Origin of the sequence: Streptomyces sp. NBC_00376, from assembly GCF_036077095.1 — a bacterium.
Taxonomy (GTDB): domain Bacteria; phylum Actinomycetota; class Actinomycetes; order Streptomycetales; family Streptomycetaceae; genus Streptomyces.
This window is the reverse complement of sequence record NZ_CP107960.1, coordinates 7,340,158-7,359,857: the sequence shown is the minus strand read 5'-3', so window position 1 is coordinate 7,359,857 and position 19,700 is coordinate 7,340,158. Positions and strand designations below refer to the sequence as shown.

Sequence of the window (19,700 nt, the reverse complement as noted above, 5' to 3'; positions counted from 1 at the left end):
CGGGTGCAGGCGAGGGCTCGGCCAGCGCGGTCTGCTCGTCCGGAGCCGGAGTCCTTCCAGGCCGCCTCTCAGCAAGCCAGGTCAGGTGTCACCTATCCGTGCAGCAGTCCCGTCGCGGTGCTGACGGGTTGGCTGCGCTCAGCCGCCAACCCGCAGCGTCAGCGGCACCTGGCCGATGCTCCGGTGGCCGGGACAGTCAATCTCCGCACGGGCAAAGCATCCCTGGGCGCCGGATACGCGCCGCGTACCATCAACCACGCTCTGACGGTGATCAGCGGGTTCTACGAGTTCCACGCGCATCAGGGCCGCGGCCCGGTCGTCAACCCTGTGCCGCACTCGGCTCAGCGGCGCCGCGCGCTGGGGCACCGCAGCCCGCTGGAGCCCACGCCGGTGGTGGGCCGGGCCCGGCTGCGGCAGCGGGTGCCCGACCGTCCGCCGCGGTCGATTCCCGACCGGCTGTGGGACGAACTGTTCGCCGCGATGAACTGCGACCGTGACCGGGCACTGCTGGAGATCTTTGTCTCCAGCGGCGCCCGCGCCAAGGAACTCCTCGGTATCGCCGTCGGCGACATCGACTGGTCCGGCCAGCGGATCTACGTGATCACCAAGGGCACCCGGGCCAGGGAGGCAGTCCCGGTCTCCCCGCAGGGCCTGTTCCGCCTGGCCCTCTACCTCGACGCAGCCGGCGCACCCGTCGATGGCGAACCGGTCTGGCGGGCCCGCCGAGGCCCCGAGCGTCCGCTGAGCTACTGGGCCATGCGCCGAGTCATGCAGCGGGCGAACACGCTGCTGGGAACGAACTGGTCCCTGCACGATCTGCGGCACACCGCCGCCTACCGCATGGCCAACCGTGGAAAGCTCACGCTCCCGGAAGTCCAGACGATCATGCGGCACGCCGACATCCAGACCACCAACCGCTATCTGGCCGTCCACGTCGAGGAACTCTTCGACAAACTCACCGAGCACTACGCCACGCCCCGACCGGCCCGGCACTACCCCGCGGGCTACGCCGCCGCGGACATCGAGGCGGTGTTTGGTGCCTGATCTCGTCCGTCTCACCACCGGAGTCAGCCGCCGCCACACCCACACCGGAGACGAGCCGGCCTTCGCCAGCAACTCCGCCTCCAACCGGATCGAGGCCCAACCGGCCTTGGCGACCATCGTGCCGCGCCCCTTCGGGGATCTGTCCGTCGCCACACCACAGCTCATCGGCCAACTCGCGTACGAAGCCCCGCCGACAGCCGCCGCACGGACCGCCGAACAGCACCGGGCCTCCACCCGGCGCATCCTGGCCTACCTGGGCGGGTTCGAGGGCGGCACCTGGCAACAGCGCTGGGATGCCAGCCCCCTGGGCCGCGGCGAGATCACTGCCGCTGATCTGGGCACCAACCGGACCAGGCAGAAGTACAGCGTCGGCGTCAGGGCGCTGTTCTGCCTCCGTGTCGTCCAGCCGACGCTGCTGGTGATGAAGAAGCACAACTTCAACGGATTCCCCGACCAGTTCATCGCTGCCCAGAACGATCCCCTGCTGGAGAAGTACGCCGCCCAGGTCGCTCACCATGACTTCTCCTGGCCCCACAAACGCGAAGCGCTCTTCGACGTGTGCTGCCTGCTCGCGGTCCAGGGCATCGGCTTCGCCGACCTCACCCCGGCGGCCCTGCTCCACCACGCCCACACCTCGCGCACGGCGAAGGCTGTTCTGCGGCCCGGCAAGAAGGACGCCAACGTGTTCGCCGGGCATGCTGCCTGGAACGTCCTGCACGCCATGGGCCACCTCCCACCCAGCACACCCGCCACCCTGCGTCAGGCCCTGCACCGTGGCCAGCTCACGCTCGAGGAACTCGTCGACCGCCACACCATCCGCAATCAGAGCGTCCGTCGGCTCCTGCTCGACTACTTCCACCGCCGCAAGTCCGACACTGACTACGCCTCCCTAGTGTGATGCGCCAGAAAAGCCGGTCTTAAGTCTGTAGGCTGTTTTTATGTCGCATCGAGGCCCTCGTGCTGTCGAAGTCGTGCTGTCCGCTGAGGAGCGTGCGGAGTTGCTGCGCTGGGCGGGTGGCGGGGTGCCGGCCCGTGTGGCGGAGCGGGCGCGGATCATCCTGGCCTGTGCGGACGGGGCGTCAAATACCGCTGTGGCGGCAGACTGTGGGGTGTCCGTGGAGACGGTGCGCAAGTGGCGTTCGCGGTTCGTGGCCCGGCGGCTGGCGGGCTTGGTGGATGAGCCGCGGCCGGGGCGGCGCAAGCCGGACCTGGTGCTCAGCGAAGCCGAGCGTGCGGAGCTGACGCGCTGGGCGCGGCGGGCGAAGACCGCGCAGTTCCTGGCACTGCGCGCGAAGATCGTGCTGCGGTGTGCGGAGGGCGGGACGAACAAGGAGGTCGCGGCCGAACTCGGCATCGCCCACGCGACGGTGAACCGCTGGCGCTCCAGGTTCATCACCCTGCGTCTGGACGGACTGACGGACGAGCCCCGCCCCGGCAGGCCGCCCTCGGTCCTGCTCGACCAGGTCGAGGACGTACTCGTGGCGACTCTGGAGTCCGTCCCGGGCAAGGACACGCACTGGTCGCGTGCCTCGATGGCGAAGCACAGCGGGCTGTCGAAATCGACCGTCGGGCGGATCTGGAAGAAGTTCGACCTCAAGCCCCACCTGCAGGACTCCTTCAAACTGTCCACCGACCCGCAGTTCGTCGCCAAGGTCGTCGACGTCGTCGGCCTCTACCACCAGCCGCCAGAGAAGGCGGTGGTTCTCTGCGTCGATGAAAAGAGCCAGATCCAGGCACTGGACCGCTCGCAGCCGGTACTGCCGATGATGCCGGGCATGCCCGAACGCCGCACCCACGACTACTACCGGCACGGGATCACCAGCCTGTTCGCCGCCTTCAACATCGCCGACGGCACCGTCATATCGGAACGGCACCGCCGCCACCGCGCCATCGAGTTCAAGAAGTTCCTGATCCGGATCGACAAGGCCGTGCCCATCGGACCAGGTCGAGCGGTGGTTCGGCCTGCTGACTGACAAACTCATCCGCCGCGGCGTCCACACCTCCGTGACAGCCCTGGAGAAGGACATCACCGCCTGGATCGACACCTGGAACGAGAACCCGAAGCCGTTCACCTGGACCAAGACCGCCGACGAGATCCTCAAGTCCCTCGCCGACTACCTCACCAAAATCAGCCCACCCAGCACCGAAAACCAGCGGCAGACTTAAGATCGCCTTTTCTGGCGCATCACACTAGTGTCCCGCGCCGGAGATCCGTTGGCAGAAGCGGGCCAGTGAGTCGAGGATCTCTTCGGCCGTCTTTGTCCAGGTGAACGGTGTTGGGTTTTCGTTCCATTCCTTGACCCAGGCTCGGATGTCGGCTTCCAGGGAACGCACGCTTTTGTGGGATCCGCGGCGGATCTTCTGGTCGGCGAGGAAGCCGAACCATCTCTCCACCTGGTTGATCCAGGACGAACCGGTGGGGGTGAAGCGCAGGTGGAATCGGGGGTGTTTGGCCAGCCATGCCTTGATGGCCGGTGTCTTGTGGGTGCCATAGTTGTCGCAGATCAGGTGGACCTGGAGGTGCCCAGGAACCTCCTTTTCGATCTTGATGAGGAACTTCTTGAACTCCGCTGCCCGGTGTCGACGGTGCAGTGAGGTGATGACTTCGCCGGTCGCGACGTCGAAGGCCGCGAAGAGGGTGGTCAGACCGTTACGGATGTAGTCGGGGGTGCGACGCTCGGGCATGCCCGGCATCATCGGCAGCACCGGCTGGGACCGGTCCAGCGCCTGGATCTGCGACTTCTCGTCCACCGACAGCACCACCGCCCCTTCGGGCGGATTGAAGTACAGCCCGACCACGTCGTAGACCTTCTCCACGAACAACGGGTCCGACGACAGTTTGAACGTGTCCGTCAGATGAGGCTTGAGATGGAACTTCCGCCAGATCCGGCCCACGGTCGACTTCGACAGCCCACTGCGGTCGGCCATCGACTTGCGCGACCAGTGGGTGGCGTTCTTCGGCATTTCCTCCAGCGTGCTGACCACGACCGCCTCCACCCGATCGACGCTGATGGTGGGCGGCCGGCCCGGCCGGGGCTCGTCCACCAACCCGTCCAGCCGGCCGGCCAGGAACCGCCGACGCCACTTGCGGACCGTATCCGCCGCTACCCGAAGATCCCGAGCCACCACAACAATCGGCGGAACGTCAGGACCTGCACACGCCAGCACGATCCGCGCCCGTAACGCCACCGCCTGCGCAGACGTCGCCCGCCGGGCCCAACGCTCCAACACCGCACGCTCGTCAACGGACAACAACAACGGTTCCAGCTTCGGACCACGACGCGGTCCCGGCGCACTCGCAGAAACACTCATACAGGAACTAACGACGGATCTCCGGCGCAGGACACTAGTAGTGCTTGGTCATGTTGGTGCGGGGTCTGGCATGTTGCGGTGACAGGTGGGGCAGGCGCCGGTCCAGATCGCGAGGAGTATCTGCAGCTCGTGGACGACTCGGTAGAGGCTCAGGCCGACGCCGTCTCTTTTGGGGATCGGCTCAGTCGCTGCAGGGTGCAGAAGGCGTGGGCGACCGAGACGAGGGTGACGTGGTGGTGCCAGCCTGGCCAGGTTCGGCCTTCGAAGTGGGCCAGGCCCAGGGCCTGTTTCATCTCGCGGTAGTCGTTCTCGATGCGCCAGCGGAGCTTCGCGGTGCGCACGAGGACGGGCAACGGGGTGGTTGCGGGCAGGTTGGAGAGCCAGAACTGCACGGGCTCGTCCTGGTCGGCGGGCCATTCGGCCAGCAACCAGCGGACCGGAAGCTCGGTGGCGGCCGTGGCCTTGCGGATCTCGCGTCCGGCGGGCCGGATCCGCAGGGCCACGAAGCGCGAGTACATGCGTTTGTGCCCGCTGCGGCCACTGCCCGGCCGTGATCCCTCCCTCCACTGCACCGGCCGCGCGGAAGACTTTCCGGCCGCGATGACCAGGCTCTTCACCCTCCGGGCCGGCTCGGGGTAGGCAGGAACCGGCCGTCTGCCCCGGCCTGTGCAGGCCGGGGCAGACGGCTGTGCGTCCTCGGGCTGTGCGGTGGTCGAGGTCGAGATGCCCACCACGTAATCGAGACCGCGTTCTTCCAGGCCGAGCCGGAAGGCGGCGGTGTCACCGTAGCCGCCGTCGGCGATGACCTGGGGCACCTCGATGCCCCAGGACCGCGTCTCGTCGATCATGTCGAGGGCCAGCTGCCACTTCTCGACATGGCCCACCTGGGCAGGGATGGCGCACTTGCCACGGCGGGCCACTTTGGCCTGATCGGCCTTCGGCGAGGCGGGATCCCAGCTCCCGGGCAGGAACAGACGCCAGTTCACCGCCGCCGAGGCGCCGTTGGAAGCCAGGTGCAGCGACACCCCGGCCTGGCAGTTGGTGACCTTGCCCGCAGTGCCGGTGTACTGCCGGGTCACACACGCCGACGCATCCCCGTCCTTGAGGAACCCGGTGTCATCGATGATCAACGCGGTGGGCTTGACGACCGGCTGCATACGCCAGGCCAGACGGGCCCGCACATGCGCCGCATCCCACGGGCTGGAGGTGATGAAGTGGGCCAGCGCCTGCCGGTTCCCGTCTTCGCCCAGGCGGGCGGCCATCGGTTCCACCGACTTGCGCCCGCCGTCCAGCAGCAGGCCCCGCAGATAGACCCCACCCCACCGACGCTGATCCGCTCGCGCGAACGGCTCGAACATCTCCGCCGCGAAGTCCTCCAGATCACACCGGACCGCAGCCAACTCCCCACTCAGCACGTCCTGTCAACGACACGACCCATCAAGAAGACACGCCATCGCAGACCGCACATGACCAAGCACTACTAGGAATGGTTCAGGCTGAACGGGCGCAATGTCTGGGCGGGGTGCCCGGCGGATCACCGGGCACCCTTGGTGCTTCAGCTGCCGGCGGGCACATCCGTGGGGAGGCCGAAGAGGGCCCCAGCCATCTCGCTGACCTGGCTGTCGTTCAGGGCACCCTGGAACGTCCATACATCATCAACCACGCCAGCGAAATACGCCTGTGGGTTGCTGCTGGCCCGGCCCACCTGCAAGGCTCCACTGGCCTTGAAGGTCAGGACGTTGTCGGCCCGAGCGATCAGGTCCTTGCATGCGGTGTCGTCCGCTTCGCCATTACCGTCCGCGTCGCCGCACGCCACTTCCTGCAGGATGCCATTGACGTAGAGCCGGACTTCCTTGGTGAAGCCGTCGTAGACGACCGCAAGATGGTTCCAGTCCCGCACGTCATCGAATTCAGAGCTGCTGACTTGGGTGACGTTGGCGTCCGCTGCGTCCTTGTCCGGCAAAGTCAGTTCCCAACGCCCCAAACCCTCAGGGTTGGCGACATCAGGTTGGAAGCTCACTTCAAAGGCGCTGCGTTTGGCTCCCTCCGCGCTGAGCAGCGCGATCGGGTGATCGGGGGTCGCGGCGGCCTGTGCCCAGGCGGTGACGGTGAAACTGCCGCTGGTGTCGACGGACAGGGCGTCGGTGGCCGCGTATGCGTCCTTGCCGTTGAGCTCCAGGCCACCGAAGTCGATCCATCCTGAGCCGATCTTAGCTCCGCCGTGCAGGGTCAGTGGCTTCTTGCTCGCTGCGTCGTCAGGTGTGGTGGCCGGGGTTGTTGTGCTGGTTTCCTCGAACATCCAGCGGTTCTTCAATTCCGGGCGTTGCTTGCCCATCTGGAGTACTTCGTCGGCTGCCAGTGGCCGGTCGAAGATGCGGACGTCATCGATCTGGCCTGGGAAGTAGCTGGTCACGTCGGTGCCGTACCGGCCTGCGCCCACCTGCACGGGGCCGCCTGCGTACCAGGCGCCGCCGAGCTTGACCGAGCCGGCTTTGGTGCCGTTGACGTAGAGCGTGAGCGTGTCGGCGACTTTGTCGTGGACACCGACCAGGTGGACCCATTGGCCAGCCTGGGCCTTTACGCCCTCGGCTTGCATGGCCCGGACCGGCGTGGCGTCTGCGGTGTCGGAGGAGTACTGGTTGAACGCCCACCGGTCGTAGGCAGAGGAGTAGTAGAGCTCGAATCCAGGTTTCTGGGTTCCGGCTTGTGCGGCGATGATCGCCGCGTGGTTGGGTTTGGTGGCGGGCATTTTTACCCAGGCGGAGACGGAGAAGCTGCGTTCGGTGTCTGTGTGTGGGGCGGCAGTCTTGCCGAAGTCGTCAACACCGTCCAGAGTCAGGGCGTTGCCGCTGATCCCTTTGTCACCCGTGGTGGCCCCGCCCTGGAAGGTGAGGGGCTGGGTGTCGGCGTAGCCCGAGACCTTGGTGGCACCGGCGGGCTCGTCCAGGGAAAACACCAGACGGGCGGTGCGGCCGTTGCCGATCGGCTGATGCTGGTACAGCTGGGTCACTTCGGTGGCGCTGACCGGCTTGTCGAAGATCCGCACGTCGTCGATGCTTCCGGGGAAGTAGTTCGTCACGGTGCCCCGCAGGTTGGCCGCGCCGATCTGGAGGCCTCGTCGCGCGTTCCACGCGGTGGTGTACGGGGTGGAGCCTGCAAGCGCACCGTTCACGTACAGACGCAGTTCTTTTGCGCCGCCGGAGTACACGCCTACCAGGTGGGTCCACTTGTCGGCGATTGCATCGCCGGCGGTTGGGGCCATGGCTCGGGCGATGCCGGCGTCGGCGGTGTCTGCGGTGTACTGGTTGAAGACCCATCGGTCGTAGCCCTTGGAGTAGTACATTTCGAATCCGGGGCTGTTGTTCCCTGGCTGAGTGGCTACGACGGCTGCGCCGTCGGGAATGTTGTCCAGCTTCACCCAGGTTGAGACGGAGAAACCATTGGCCGTATTGACTGTGGGGACATCGGTGGAGGCGTATGCATCGGTGCCGTTGAAGTGCAGTGCGGCGCCGTTGTCGACGCCTGGTGCACCCGCAGTCACACCGCCGTGGAACTCTGCCTCCCGGGCGGGGGTGGCGCCCTTGGCCTGGTTCGCACCTGCGCTCTCGTCGAATTGCCAGGCGGCGCGCTCAAGTTGGCCCGATGTGACTCGGAAGCGGTACCCCGTGGGCGCGGACCGATTACCCGCCGCGTCCAGGGACGACACGTACAGAGTGTTTAGTCCGATACGTGGCGGCAACGCGCTGATGCTCTTTGCCGCTCCGCTGGTTGTACTGAGAGTGTTCTTGCCACCCGGCTCGACGTTGAAGTCGTACCAGTATTTCGTCACCTGGCTGTCGCCGGCCGTCATGGTGAAGGTGCCGTACTGTCCCATTCCGTCGTACCAGGGGTCGTTGGGATCCGCGGGGTCGGAGGCGGGGTATTCATTTGAGTTGATGGACGGCGACTTCGGCGCTTGAGTGTCGTAGTAGAAGTAGCAGGCGGTTGGATCGCCCGCGTGTGACCAGGGCGAGTACTGCGCCCCGTCATAGGCACGTGCGTACCAGCTCACCTGCTTGTTCTGCGGAATCGACGACGGCAGGCTGATCGAGAAGTCCCGGCCAGACTCCTTCGATGTCGTGCGTGCCGGATTCCATGACCCGCCGTCCCACTTGGCCTGAAATTGCACGGACACACGGTCGCCGTCCGGATCCGTGACGCCGTTGGCGTAGATCTGGCCCAAGGAGCGGACCCGTGCCGCGCTGGCGGGAGCCTTGCAGACTCCGCCGTACTGCATGGTCAACTGCGACATCTTGATCTGCGGCGGCGGGCGGTTGTACTTCACGCGCAGATACGCCTTGTCCGAGAAGCGCTTCCAGCCGTTGGCATCGGTCTCGCTGGATGCCTGCATCCCGAACGTCATCGTCGGCCATTTGCCGTTTGCGGCCTGCTGTACCGCGGACTTCACATCGAACTCTGCGTCCTTGGCGGAGCAACCTGTGTAGCCGTACGCGAACGACTCCGTCTTGAGGTGGTCGATCCAAAAGCCGGTGGCGTTCTGAGAGTTCCAGGTGGTGGAGGAAGAGATGTCCTTGGTCCGCCACAGCTGCACACCGCGTGCCGAGCAGGACGCCGACCACTCGTTGCGCACCACGAATTCCGCCGACAGGATCGACTTGCCCGCGAACTTCGATGTCGGGATGCGGTAGAAGAGCCTCTTGGTGTCGTTCGGCTGGCAGTAGTACCAATTGCAGTACCCCATGCCCGCGTTCGACTCGCCGTTGAACTTCCACTGCGGCGAGGACGCCCAGTATTTCGACGCCATTGTCCACGCCGAGGCCCGCGGCGAGTACCATTGTGGATCGATGAACACCGGATAGGTGGTGTCCTTGCCCTTGAGTACATCGGCGTCCGGGGTGAGAACCAGTTCCTTGCCACCGTCCGGAACGGTGACAGCCACCGGTGCGAGCTTCGCCGAGTCTCCGGCCGCGGGCTCACCGCCGCTCGCATCCGCGGCGGTCGACCGCAGCTTGCCAGAGGCCGTGGCTCCGCTCTCACTGATGCTGGAGTCCCACATCACAGGCTGGGGCGCCTCGAACACAGCGCTCTTGGCGCCGTGATCGACGGCCTGGAGACCACCCTGCGCGGTCTCCTGTACGTCCATGCCGTCCGCGGCGAGCTTCATCCGCACTTGCGCCAGTTCCTCACTGGCAGCCGCCTCGGCCGACCTGACCACCAGCAGCTGAGTAAAGCCGTCCTCCTGCGCCCCCATGCGCAGATCCACATCCGGGAGTACGTCCCGGTAGGTAGCCGTCGCCCCCTCCAGCTGCGGGGCGGGCAGGGTGCCGGGCCACGACAGCGAAAGCTCACGCCCCGCCCTGGTCATCCGCACCAGCGGTGCGTCCCCACCTGCGGAGAACTCCAGCCCCACCGTGGACACCTTCGGGGCAACCGCGCCGTCTGGCATCTTGGCCAGCTCCGTGTCGACCGGCTTCCACTCGCCGCCGACCCGGGCCCGTACCGGCCGCAGATACTCCCGCGCCTCCAGATTCCCGTCGGGGGTCGCGTGGACATCGCTGCTTTCCCCACGCAGGGATGTGACCTCGACACTCTTGCCGGAACGTTTCGCTTCGGCGAGTGCCTCACCTGCCGTCGGTGTTCCCGGACTACCCTCGCCATCGCCCTGCACGGCGGACACTCGCCCGGATGACTGGGCGAATGCTGGCAGCGCAGCTGGCACCAGCCCCACCGTCAGAGCCACGGTCAGCCCAGAAGCCAGTATCCCTGGCCCGGCCCCCCGCCGCCCCATCGCCCGTCTCCGCAAACGAACACCACGGTGCTCTTGCACCCTACTCACTAATCCCACCCCAACCTCACAGAAATCACATAAACGCGCAGAGTCAACCCCTTGATTGAGTACAGGTCAAGATCGCCACATGCCGCAGCATGTGCGCACCGGTCAGAAGCTGCCAGCCGATGTGGAACGGGCGGCAGGGCCATGTGCCACATATGCTTCCAGGAAGTCGGCTCCACTCGACTGCCAGCTTTGGGCTTACCCAGTTGGTCGCGATGCGACGGTGACTACCCTGCGAGTAGCACTGCCTGATCGCCCTGCAGGCTGCGTGACGGGACGTTTGCGCACCGGGCCGGGGGCTGGTCGCGGTGTGACGCTGGCGTAAGCCCGCCTGCTGGGGAGCAGCGGACATTGTCCGCCACGGCTCGCAAGGAGTGGCGCCACGCGTGCAATCAGGGGGCTCACTGTCGCCAAGGTGCAGGGGATCACGCGGAGCCACGGCGAGCCGAACTCGCACTCGTCCGGGTACGTTTAGTTCCGCCAACCCTGCCGGGAGCTGTCGGCACCGCAGTGCGCGCCCACATCGCCAGCAATGCCCGGGTGGCGGCGTCCCGTCACGGCTTCAGGCGGTTGAAGTAGCGTTCGACGACGTTGCACGTCTGCAGCAGCCAGGCACTGCCGCTCTCCTTGCTTGCGCTGGATAACCGTGGCCGAAGGACGCAGTACTGGCGGGACCGTGACGCTTCAACGTCGGCTTCGACGGGACCCCCTCATGCATGCAATGGATCGCCGCATCCGGCTCATCGCCTTGGTGAGACCGCCCATCCTCCGGATCCCACACTCCCTCTGCAGTCAGTGTCGCGGCACCCCGTACACAAGCAAGTGCCCTGAGACTCACACCCCTTGCCCCATTTCATACAGGAAGGTGCGCTAGATCCCTCTGGATATTCACGTGTCCTCTACATAGAGTCCCGCAAGATCCCATTCCTCAGGGGATCTTCATCTCCTCGGGGGGTTGGCGTGGGTTCTACCGTCGGAACGGCGGAGTCGTTCCATGGCGTCGCTGATTTCGTGGAGATGATCGTGCCCGCCATCGCGGCTGAGGACGGATGCTCGGTGCCGGCGTGGGCGGGATCGTGGTGGACGCCAGACGCAGCGGTGATCACCGTCGCACAGCCAGACAGTCGCAGCCTCACCTCCGACCTGTACTGCCCCAAGCCATGTGACCGTTGGCCCTTCAATCAAGACACGTCCCAATTGGCAACCGCAAGAGCCGTGCGGGCCATGGCAGGTACTGCGAACGGGGTGAAGTTGAGGCAGTGGACGCAGTTGGTCAGTGCCTGCAGCTCGGCTTCCAAGAAGTTGAAGCTGTACGTCCAGGGGATGCTGGTCGGCGCGACCCCTTACAGCGCAGCCTCGGATGCCTGCCGGGGGCTGCGGTTGGGGGGAGGGGGGGAGGCTCGCGCAACGGCACTAGAGACGGCCACACTGGCGACAGTGCTTGCCAGGATCTCGTCGCCTGGGCAGATGTCGCACTGAAATCCAGGTCCGACATGACCATGCACGTAGGACTTTCCGTGCCGGATGCCTCACGCGGACACTTCATGGATCCATTGGCGAAATTCGCCCGTTCCAGGGGGCGTTGAAAGGCTGCCGACCCGGCGAAAAGGCCAAATCGCGGTTCGGCGTAGCAACCGTTTAGCCGAGCCGGACGCTGGCCCGACGCCAGCACCTGGCCGGCGTCTCGCTCGCCATCAGAGTCACAAGAACACTCCTCCTTTCAGTCCGCGCCGTAACCGTCCTCATGGGCGTGCAGCGCCCGGCAGTGATGGACACACCACGTGAGACACATATCAAGATTCGCTTTCAGAGACAGAGTGCGCCGACGGACATCGTTGGCGGTTTCCGCAGTGTTGGTGGCCACGCTGCTCCAGGCCGCGGCAGCTCCGGCATCAACGGCTGTGGCCTCGAATCTGCCAAGCCTCCCGAAGGCGGAAGAGCCCGTTGCGGGAAGCAGGGGCATCAAGGTCAAGCCGCGCCCCCGGACCCCAGGGCCGAAGGTCCCCTCGATGGCCCCGAGAGCCAAGCTGCCCGAGCCGACCGAGGCGACGATTGCGGTGCCGGAGGCCGATGCGAAGGGCGCAAAGCGCTTCGCCGTGCCCAAGGGGCAACCAATCGGGATCGGCCGGGCCCAGGTCAAGGGCAAGGGTGCCCCCGGCTCGCGTACGCCTAGCGGCGTGACCTCGCGCGTCCTCAGCCGTCAGCAGGCCGAGCGGGCCGGCGTGAAAGGCGCCCTGTTCACCCTCGCTCCGAAGGCTTCGGATTCCGGAGCGGAGGAGAAATCGATCGCGCTGACCGTCGACTACGGCGCCTTCTCGGAGTTGTTCGGCGGCTCCTATGCCTCTCGTATGCAACTGGTCGAACTGCCCTCGTGCGTACTCACTACTCCGGACATGAAGCAATGCCGTTCCGGTAGAGCCGTTGCTGCCACCAACAACACGGTAGAGCACACGCTGACAGCGGAGTCGGTGAGTCTGCAGGTCGGCGCACCGACAGTGCTGGCCGCGACGGCCTCGGCCGCAGGGGACAAGGGGGACTACAAGGCCACGCCCCTTGCCTCTTCTTCCACTTGGCAGACCAACCTCAGCACAGGTGATTTCGCCTGGTCGTACGGCATTCAGACGCCTGAGGTCCCGGGAGGTTTGAAGCCGAGCGTCGGCCTGTCGTACTCGTCCGGGGCCATCGACGGCCGCACCGGCGGTACGAACAATCAGGGGTCGTGGGTCGGTGATGGCTTTGACCTGTGGCCCGGGTTCATCGAGCGCCGCTACAAGCCGTGTGCGGACGATGGTGTGAAGAATGCCGACGGCAGCAAGCCGGGCGACATGTGCTGGGCCTACGACAATGCGTTCATCTCTTTCAACGGCTCGGGCGGTGAACTCGTTCCTGCGGGCAAGGACGAGTTCAAGCTGAAGCACGACGACGGTACCCGGATCAAGCGTCTGGAGTCCGCCGACCGCGGTAATGGGGACAACGACGGTGAGTACTGGGAGCTGACCGCCTCGGGCGGCACCCGGTACTACTTTGGTTACAACAGGCTGCCGGGCTGGAGTACGGGTAAGGACACCACGGACTCCACCTGGACACTGCCGGTCTACGGCAACGACACTGGTGAGAAGTGCCACGCAGCGACGTTCGCGGACTCCTGGTGCCAGCAGGCGTGGCGGTGGAACCTCGACTACGTCGTCGACACCCACGGCAACGCGATCAGTTACCACTACGCCAAGGAGACCAACTCCTACGGTCGCAACCTCAAGGCGGCTGACGACACCGCGTACACCCGTGGCGGGTACCTGAAGCGTATCGACTACGGACAGAATTCGAATGATCTGTACGCGACGAAGCCGCTGGCACAGGTTGTCTTCAACAGTGCTGAGCGGTGCCTGCCGGAGTCGGGTGTCACGTGCGCTGCGGACACCATCGATGCCAAGTCCTTCTACTGGTACGACACGCCCTGGGATCTGAACTGCAAGGCTGGTACCACCTGCGACAAGGGCAGGCTGTCGCCGTCCTTCTGGACGCGCAAGCGTCTGACCGACATCACGACCCAGGTACTCAAGTCCGACGGCACGTACGGCAAGGTCGACTCCTGGAAGCTCGACCACAGTTGGGGCATGGCCGACACCGACTACCAGTTGCTGCTGGACAGCATTCAGCACACCGGCGAGTCCGCGACACCGACCATCACTCTGCCGAAGACGACGTTCGCCTACGAGCAGCTGGCCAACCGTCTCGACAAGAGCGGCGACGGCTTCGCACCGTTCATCAAGTCGCGGTTGTCCGATGTGGCGGACGAGTACGGCGGTCTGATCAGCGCCAACTACTCGGATCCGGTGTGCGACTGGAACTCCCTGCCGACGCCCGAGACGAACACCACGCGCTGCTTCCCCCAGTACATCGGCGGCAGCGACTCCGACCCAGCCACGCAGCACTGGTTCAACAAGTACGTGACCACATCCGTCACGGCGACGGACCGTATCGGCGGTGCGCCCGACCAGGTCACGCGCTACGACTACCTGGGCAACGCAGCCTGGCACTTCGATGACGACGACGGCCTGACCAAGGAGAAGGAAAAGACCTGGTCCCAGTGGCGGGGCTACGGCCAGGTCCGGGTCCGCACCGGTGGCCAGGGCGGCGACGCCGCCATGAAGACACAGCAGGACTCCTACTTCCTGCGCGGCATGGACGGCGACCGGAAGAACGAGGCCGGCGACACGAAGGCCATCTCAGTCGCTCTAGCCACGGGCGAAGGCGACCCGATCACCGACCACGAGTCCAGCGCAGGGTACCCCTACAAGACCGTCACGTTCGACAAGCCAGGCGGCAAGGTCCTGAGTAAGTCGATCAACAGGCCGTGGCACCACGAGACCGCGAAGAAGGTCCGTGACTGGGGCACAGTCACGGCCAACTTCAGCGGCACCTCCAACACCAAGGAGTGGGTCTCACTCGACGATGGTGCGGGCGCCAGGTGGCGCACCACTTCTACGGCGGTCGAGCGGGACACTGTCGCAGGACGGGTCATCCAGGTCGATGACTTCGGGGACGACGCCACCACGGCCGACGACCGGTGCACACGCACCACGTACCCGGAAGCCACTAGCGCCAACATACTCAACCTCCCCACCCGGGTGGAGAAGGTCACGAAGGCATGCAATGCCACGACCGACCGCTCCAAGGACGTTGTCTCGGACATCCGTACCGCGTATGACGGGGGCGCGTACGGTGCTGCCCCCATCAAGGGCGACGCATCGGCGGTCGCCACGCTGAAGAGCCATGACGGCACCAAGGCCACGTACCTGGAGTCAGGCGCCACTTACGACGCCTACGGCCGTCAGCTGAAGACCACGGACCTGGTTGCCGACGTCACCGTCACAGGCACCGGCACCCCTGTCCGTACTGTTCGTAACGACGGACGCACGACGACCACGACGTACACCCCAGCAACGGGACAGGCCACCGAGATCAAGGTGACCACGCCTCCCGCGAATCCCGCTGACACGGCCTCGGCCCAAACGACGGTCACGACTGTCGATCCTGTGCGCGGTGTTGCGGTGAAGAAGACCGACACCAACGGCAACGTGACCGAACTGGCCTACGACGCCTTGGGCCGATCCACGAAGGTGTGGCTGGCGGACCAAAGCAACACCAAGACCCCCAGCCAGGAATTCGTCTACACAGTCGCTGACAAGACGGTCGCCGTCGCGACCAAGACCTTGAACAACAGCGGCGGCCAGGTCACCTCGTACGCGCTCTACGACGGATTCCTGCGCAACCGGCAGACTCAGACTCCGGGCCCGGACGGCGGCAGCGTCATCACGGATGTCTTCTACGACGAACGTGGGCTGGCCGCCAAGACATTCGCGCCGTACTACACCACGGACAAGCCGAGCACCCAGATCTTCAAGCCGGCCGACGCATTGTCCGTGGAGACCCAGACACGCACCACGTTCGATGGCCTGAACCGGGCCGTAGAAACCCAGCAGATAGCGGGCAACAGCGACGGCGGAAAGGTCCTCAACACCACCAAGACCACGTTCGGCGGCGACCGCACCACCGTTATCCCGCCCGTCGGCGGTACCGCGACCACCACGCTCACCGACGCCCGTGGCAACGCCACTGAGCTGCGTCAGCACCACAGTCGCTCTGCCGATGCCGCCTACGACACCACCATCTACCACTACACGCCGCGCGGCGAGCTGGACAAGGCCACCGACCCCGGCGGCAACAGCTGGAGCTACGAGTACGACCAGCTCGGGCGCCAGACCGTCGCCAATGACCCGGACAAGGGCACCACGAACAGCACCTACGACGACCGGGGCCAGCTGACCTTCGTCAAGGGCTCGCGCACCGATGTCCCGGGCCTGGCCTACCTCTACGACGGCCTCGGCCGACAGACCGAAGTACGCGAGAACTCAGCCACGGGCACTCTGCGGACCAAGCAGGTGTACGACACCATCACCGGCGCGAAGGGGCAACTCGCCGAATCCACCCGCTACGTCGACGGCCAGGCGTACACATCCAAGGTCACTGCCTACGACCGGCTCTACCGTCCCCTCAAGACAGCTCTCGTCATCCCGGCCGCCGAGGGGAAGCTGCAGGGCACGTACCAGGCTGGCACGACCTATCTGCCCTCGGGGCTCACGAGCGCCATCAGCTATTCCGCGGCCGGCTCGCTGCCCGCAGGCTCGACCAATTACACGTACGAGGACGAAACCCTCCGGCCGATCACCGTCTATGGCGGGGGCATGACGGCCAGTGTTTCCTACAGCCGGACGGGCAAGCCTCTGACGTACACGATGGGCTTGACCACCGGGGGCAAAACGACCCAGGTCAACAACGCCTACGAGTGGGGCACTCAGCGGCTCGAAAACTCACGTGTTGAGCGCCAGGACCAGCTCGGTGTCGACCGCAGCGTCACTTACCGGTACGACGAGGCCGGCAACGTCCTGTCGATGGCGGACGTCTCACGCACCGGCACGGACAACCAGTGCTTCATCAACGACTACCTCGGCCGCGTCACCGAGGCATGGACACAGCCCACCACCACCTGCGCGCAGACCCCGTCCGGCAACCAGATCGGTGGCCCCGCCCCGTACTGGCAGAGCTTCACGTACGACAAGTCCGGCAACCGCTCCACCGAAATCCAGCACAACACCGCCGGTGACGCCACCAAGGACACTAAGCGGAACTTCGACTACCCCGCCCCGGGGAAGCCGAAAGCGCACTCCCTAACCTCCGTCACCACGCAGGCGCCGTCGGGGACCACGGTCAACGACTACGCCTACGACGCGGCCGGCAACACCACGGCCCGCCCCGGCCAGAGCCTGACCTGGGATGCCGAAGACCGCCTCGCCTCGGTGACCGAGAACGGCAAGATCACCACCTACCTCTACGACGCTGCGGGCAACCGCCTCATCAGCCGCACCAGCACCGAGACAACGCTCTACCTCGGCAACACCGAGGTCACACTCCCCACCGGGGCCGACAAGGCCAAAGCAACCCGCTACTTCGACCTCGGCGGCGGCCAGACGGCCATCCGTCAGGACGACGGCACCTACACCTACACCATCGCCGACCACCACGGAACCGGCGAACTGGCCGTTCGGGCCTCAGACCTGGCCCTCACCCAGCGCCGCACGCTCCCCTTCGGGGCGATACGTGGCCAGGCCCCCACGTCCTGGCCCAGCACCAAGGGCTTCGTCGGCGGCACCGACGACACCAAATCCACCGGCCTCACCCACCTCGGCGCCCGCGAATACGACCCCGGCCTCGGCCGCTTCATCTCCGTCGACCCGGTCCTCGACCTGACCGACCCCCAGCAGATGAACGGCTACACCTACTCCAACAACAACCCCGCCACGCATAGTGACCCCACCGGACTGTGGATCGACGACGGCACGGGCCACAGCGAACCCACGCCCGACGGCCCCACCGGGCCGAAGAGTCCCACCCCGGGAAAGTCCGGAAATACAGCACCGACGAAGACCGGGAAGGTAACGGAACTAAACCATCCCGAAGAGTCGATTAAGTCCCCCTCCTTTCGGGATGGATTGAATGGGATCGCCGACACCACGCTGGCCGATAGAGCTCGAGAGCAGTTCAGGCAAGCCCTCGAAATGATTCAGGCGGAATACAATAAGAGCAGCTGGAAGTACACACACTTCAACGCGATCGTTTCTACGGTCGACGTCGAGCTCGAAAACGGAAAGAACGTGCCAACAACCATCGTCCTGTTCAGTTACAAGGGATCGACAAATAAATCGCTGACATCCGTCCTGAACAAGCTCGCGGACATCGGAGTCCAAGCGTTTCGGCCGGCTAGCGCGACGGACGGGACCTCCGGCAAGGGGCACAGTGAGGCAGCGGCACGGACGCTTCGAAAGAGCCCAAGGTCTCAGAAGGACTTCTTCGGCGGCAAGCTGGGGAAGGTACAGAATGCCGTCTCTGCAAATACCGTGTGCAGCGATTCGTGCGCGGAAGACCTCGGAGTTTTCACAATGAGGAAGCTGCCCGCCGGATCGAACGGAATTGTAAATGGAACCGTATACAGTAAGGGTATGCGGCAAGACCTGGCAGGTGAGACTGGAACATCTCGGGTGTTTCAACAGCTTCTGCACTTCCTCCGGATCAATCGGCCGATCCCTGGCACGGGAATCCCAGGCGGCAACATGGGGCTGAATGACAGCCCAATCAAATAGATAGACGAAACGTAGGGGCGGTCCGGATTGGGGGGCCGCCCCTACGTTGCGTACGGATCCAACTCCCAGAACCGTGGCAATCAACCGGATAAGGCTGGGTATGGAAAGCATCTCGGTCGGTGAATCCATGCACTTCACATGCGGGTTGATGTGAAGCGCTGGTAAGCTGACGCCATGAAATATTACGGACCACTTCAGGGTGTAGATTCTCACCCCTGGGATGCCTACGGATGTCGCGATATGCCGGAAGTGCTCCTGTCGCTAGCCGGCCCAGACGGCTCCGACGAGGCCATGCCGCGTCTCTATGACTACGTCATGAATGAGGACGTAGTCTATCCAGCGACCATTCCGGCCGTCTCGTATATTGCGAGACTGGCTTCTTCGGGAGTGCACACCCTGGAGCTCCTGTATCTGCTTGGGAGAATCGCGGGCGCCGAACACGGGGTGGGTGTTGCTCCGGCAGAGGCGCGAAGTTCGGTCGCACGTCAACTTCAAATCCTGCTATCGCTATTGGATCACAACGCGCCCGATGTGCGTCAACTCGCCGTATGGGCAGTTGCTCAATGCCAATCACCGAAAGATACCATCCCGGCACTGGAAGACCTGTGGCGCCATGAATCAGCGCCCATGGTGCGAGCGGACCTATTGCTCGCATTCGCCTTCTTGAACCCCGACAAGGGTCTTCGTGTGGCCACCCAGGCTATGAATTCAGACGAAGTTGAAAGTGTTCAGCTTTCTGCAATCCTAGCCTTGGTCAAATCGGGCGCCCCTTGGACAAATGACCTTTGTGTGAAAGCGATCTCAATGCTGCCGACCAGTGGGCGATTCGAGGAATCGGCCTGGACGGACGACCCTCTATTTGACATTGCTGCCTCCCTCGCGGTACGGGGCGAACTCGCGGAGGCATGCCATCTTGTGACGGTTGGACTTGAAAGCGAAGTGGCGCAAGACGAGGAGGCCCGGTTGCAGCTAATCGAGGCCGGTCAGGGCTTGGTCTTGGATTACCCATCCGCTCGCGTAATGCTGTTGCGGGCGTTCCTCCTACACGCGGAAAGCCCTGGCGTCGGTCGAATTATCCGGCGGGAACTGAATCATTGGATTAATTTCACAGAGGTGGAAGTCTCGCTGAGGAGTCTAACGGCCAGTCATGACGCGAATTTGGCCCTTCGTGCGAGGCAGGCGCTGGGAGAGGCGTGAATTTCCTACCCTCACCCGACTGCTGGGACTGGGGCAGTACGCGTGACTGGACAATCGATGCGCGTGTGAGTTCGCCGGAACCAGAGCTGTCGCTTGGTACTCCAGCCCTCGATCCG

General features: G+C 64.9%; 7 protein-coding genes and 1 pseudogene. 5 read left to right on the top strand and 3 right to left on the bottom strand.

Annotation, left to right across the window (positions count from 1 at the left end):
• The first annotated feature begins 183 nt into the window (after positions 1-183).
• The 3 genes and pseudogenes from OG842_RS33210 (at position 184) to OG842_RS33200 (ending at position 3,210) form a co-directional block, all read left to right on the top strand.
• Entirely contained in the window at positions 184-1,044 is an 861-nt protein-coding gene (locus OG842_RS33210; RefSeq protein WP_266735630.1) for a tyrosine-type recombinase/integrase, read from the top strand.
• On the top strand, positions 1,037-1,942 hold the full coding sequence (locus OG842_RS33205) for a hypothetical protein (protein ID WP_266735632.1): 906 nt from the start codon (positions 1,037-1,039) through the stop codon (positions 1,940-1,942). Before OG842_RS33210 ends, OG842_RS33205 begins: the two co-directional genes overlap by 8 nt.
• Positions 1,943-1,982: 40 nt before the next feature.
• Positions 1,983-3,210: pseudogene (locus OG842_RS33200) on the top strand (IS630 family transposase).
• 24 nt (positions 3,211-3,234) lie between these two features.
• Here OG842_RS33200 and OG842_RS33195 read toward each other — a convergent pair.
• The 3 genes from OG842_RS33195 to OG842_RS33185 all read right to left on the bottom strand — a co-directional run bounded on the left by OG842_RS33195 (position 3,235) and on the right by OG842_RS33185 (position 10,144).
• Positions 3,235-4,356 (bottom strand): IS630 family transposase, encoded by a 1,122-nt coding sequence (locus OG842_RS33195; RefSeq protein ID WP_266735634.1) that lies wholly within the window; start codon positions 4,354-4,356, stop codon positions 3,235-3,237.
• Positions 4,357-4,505: 149 nt separating this feature from the next.
• Positions 4,506-5,771: an IS701 family transposase gene (locus tag OG842_RS33190; RefSeq protein ID WP_443063954.1), complete on the bottom strand. Its 1,266-nt coding sequence runs from the start codon at positions 5,769-5,771 to the stop codon at positions 4,506-4,508.
• 140 nt (positions 5,772-5,911) lie between these two features.
• Complete coding sequence (locus OG842_RS33185; protein ID WP_266735636.1) at positions 5,912-10,144, bottom strand: LamG-like jellyroll fold domain-containing protein; 4,233 nt, start codon at positions 10,142-10,144, stop codon at positions 5,912-5,914.
• Between the two features lie 2,054 nt (positions 10,145-12,198).
• Here OG842_RS33185 and OG842_RS33180 point away from each other — a divergent pair.
• Positions 12,199-18,387 carry an RHS repeat-associated core domain-containing protein gene (locus tag OG842_RS33180; RefSeq protein WP_266735638.1) on the top strand — a complete coding sequence of 2,063 codons (6,189 nt, stop codon included), beginning with the start codon at positions 12,199-12,201 and terminating at the stop codon, positions 18,385-18,387.
• 174 nt (positions 18,388-18,561) lie between these two features.
• Positions 18,562-19,584 carry a HEAT repeat domain-containing protein gene (locus OG842_RS33175; protein WP_266735639.1) on the top strand — a complete coding sequence of 341 codons (1,023 nt, stop codon included), beginning with the start codon at positions 18,562-18,564 and terminating at the stop codon, positions 19,582-19,584.
• The last annotated feature ends 116 nt before the right edge of the window (positions 19,585-19,700 follow it).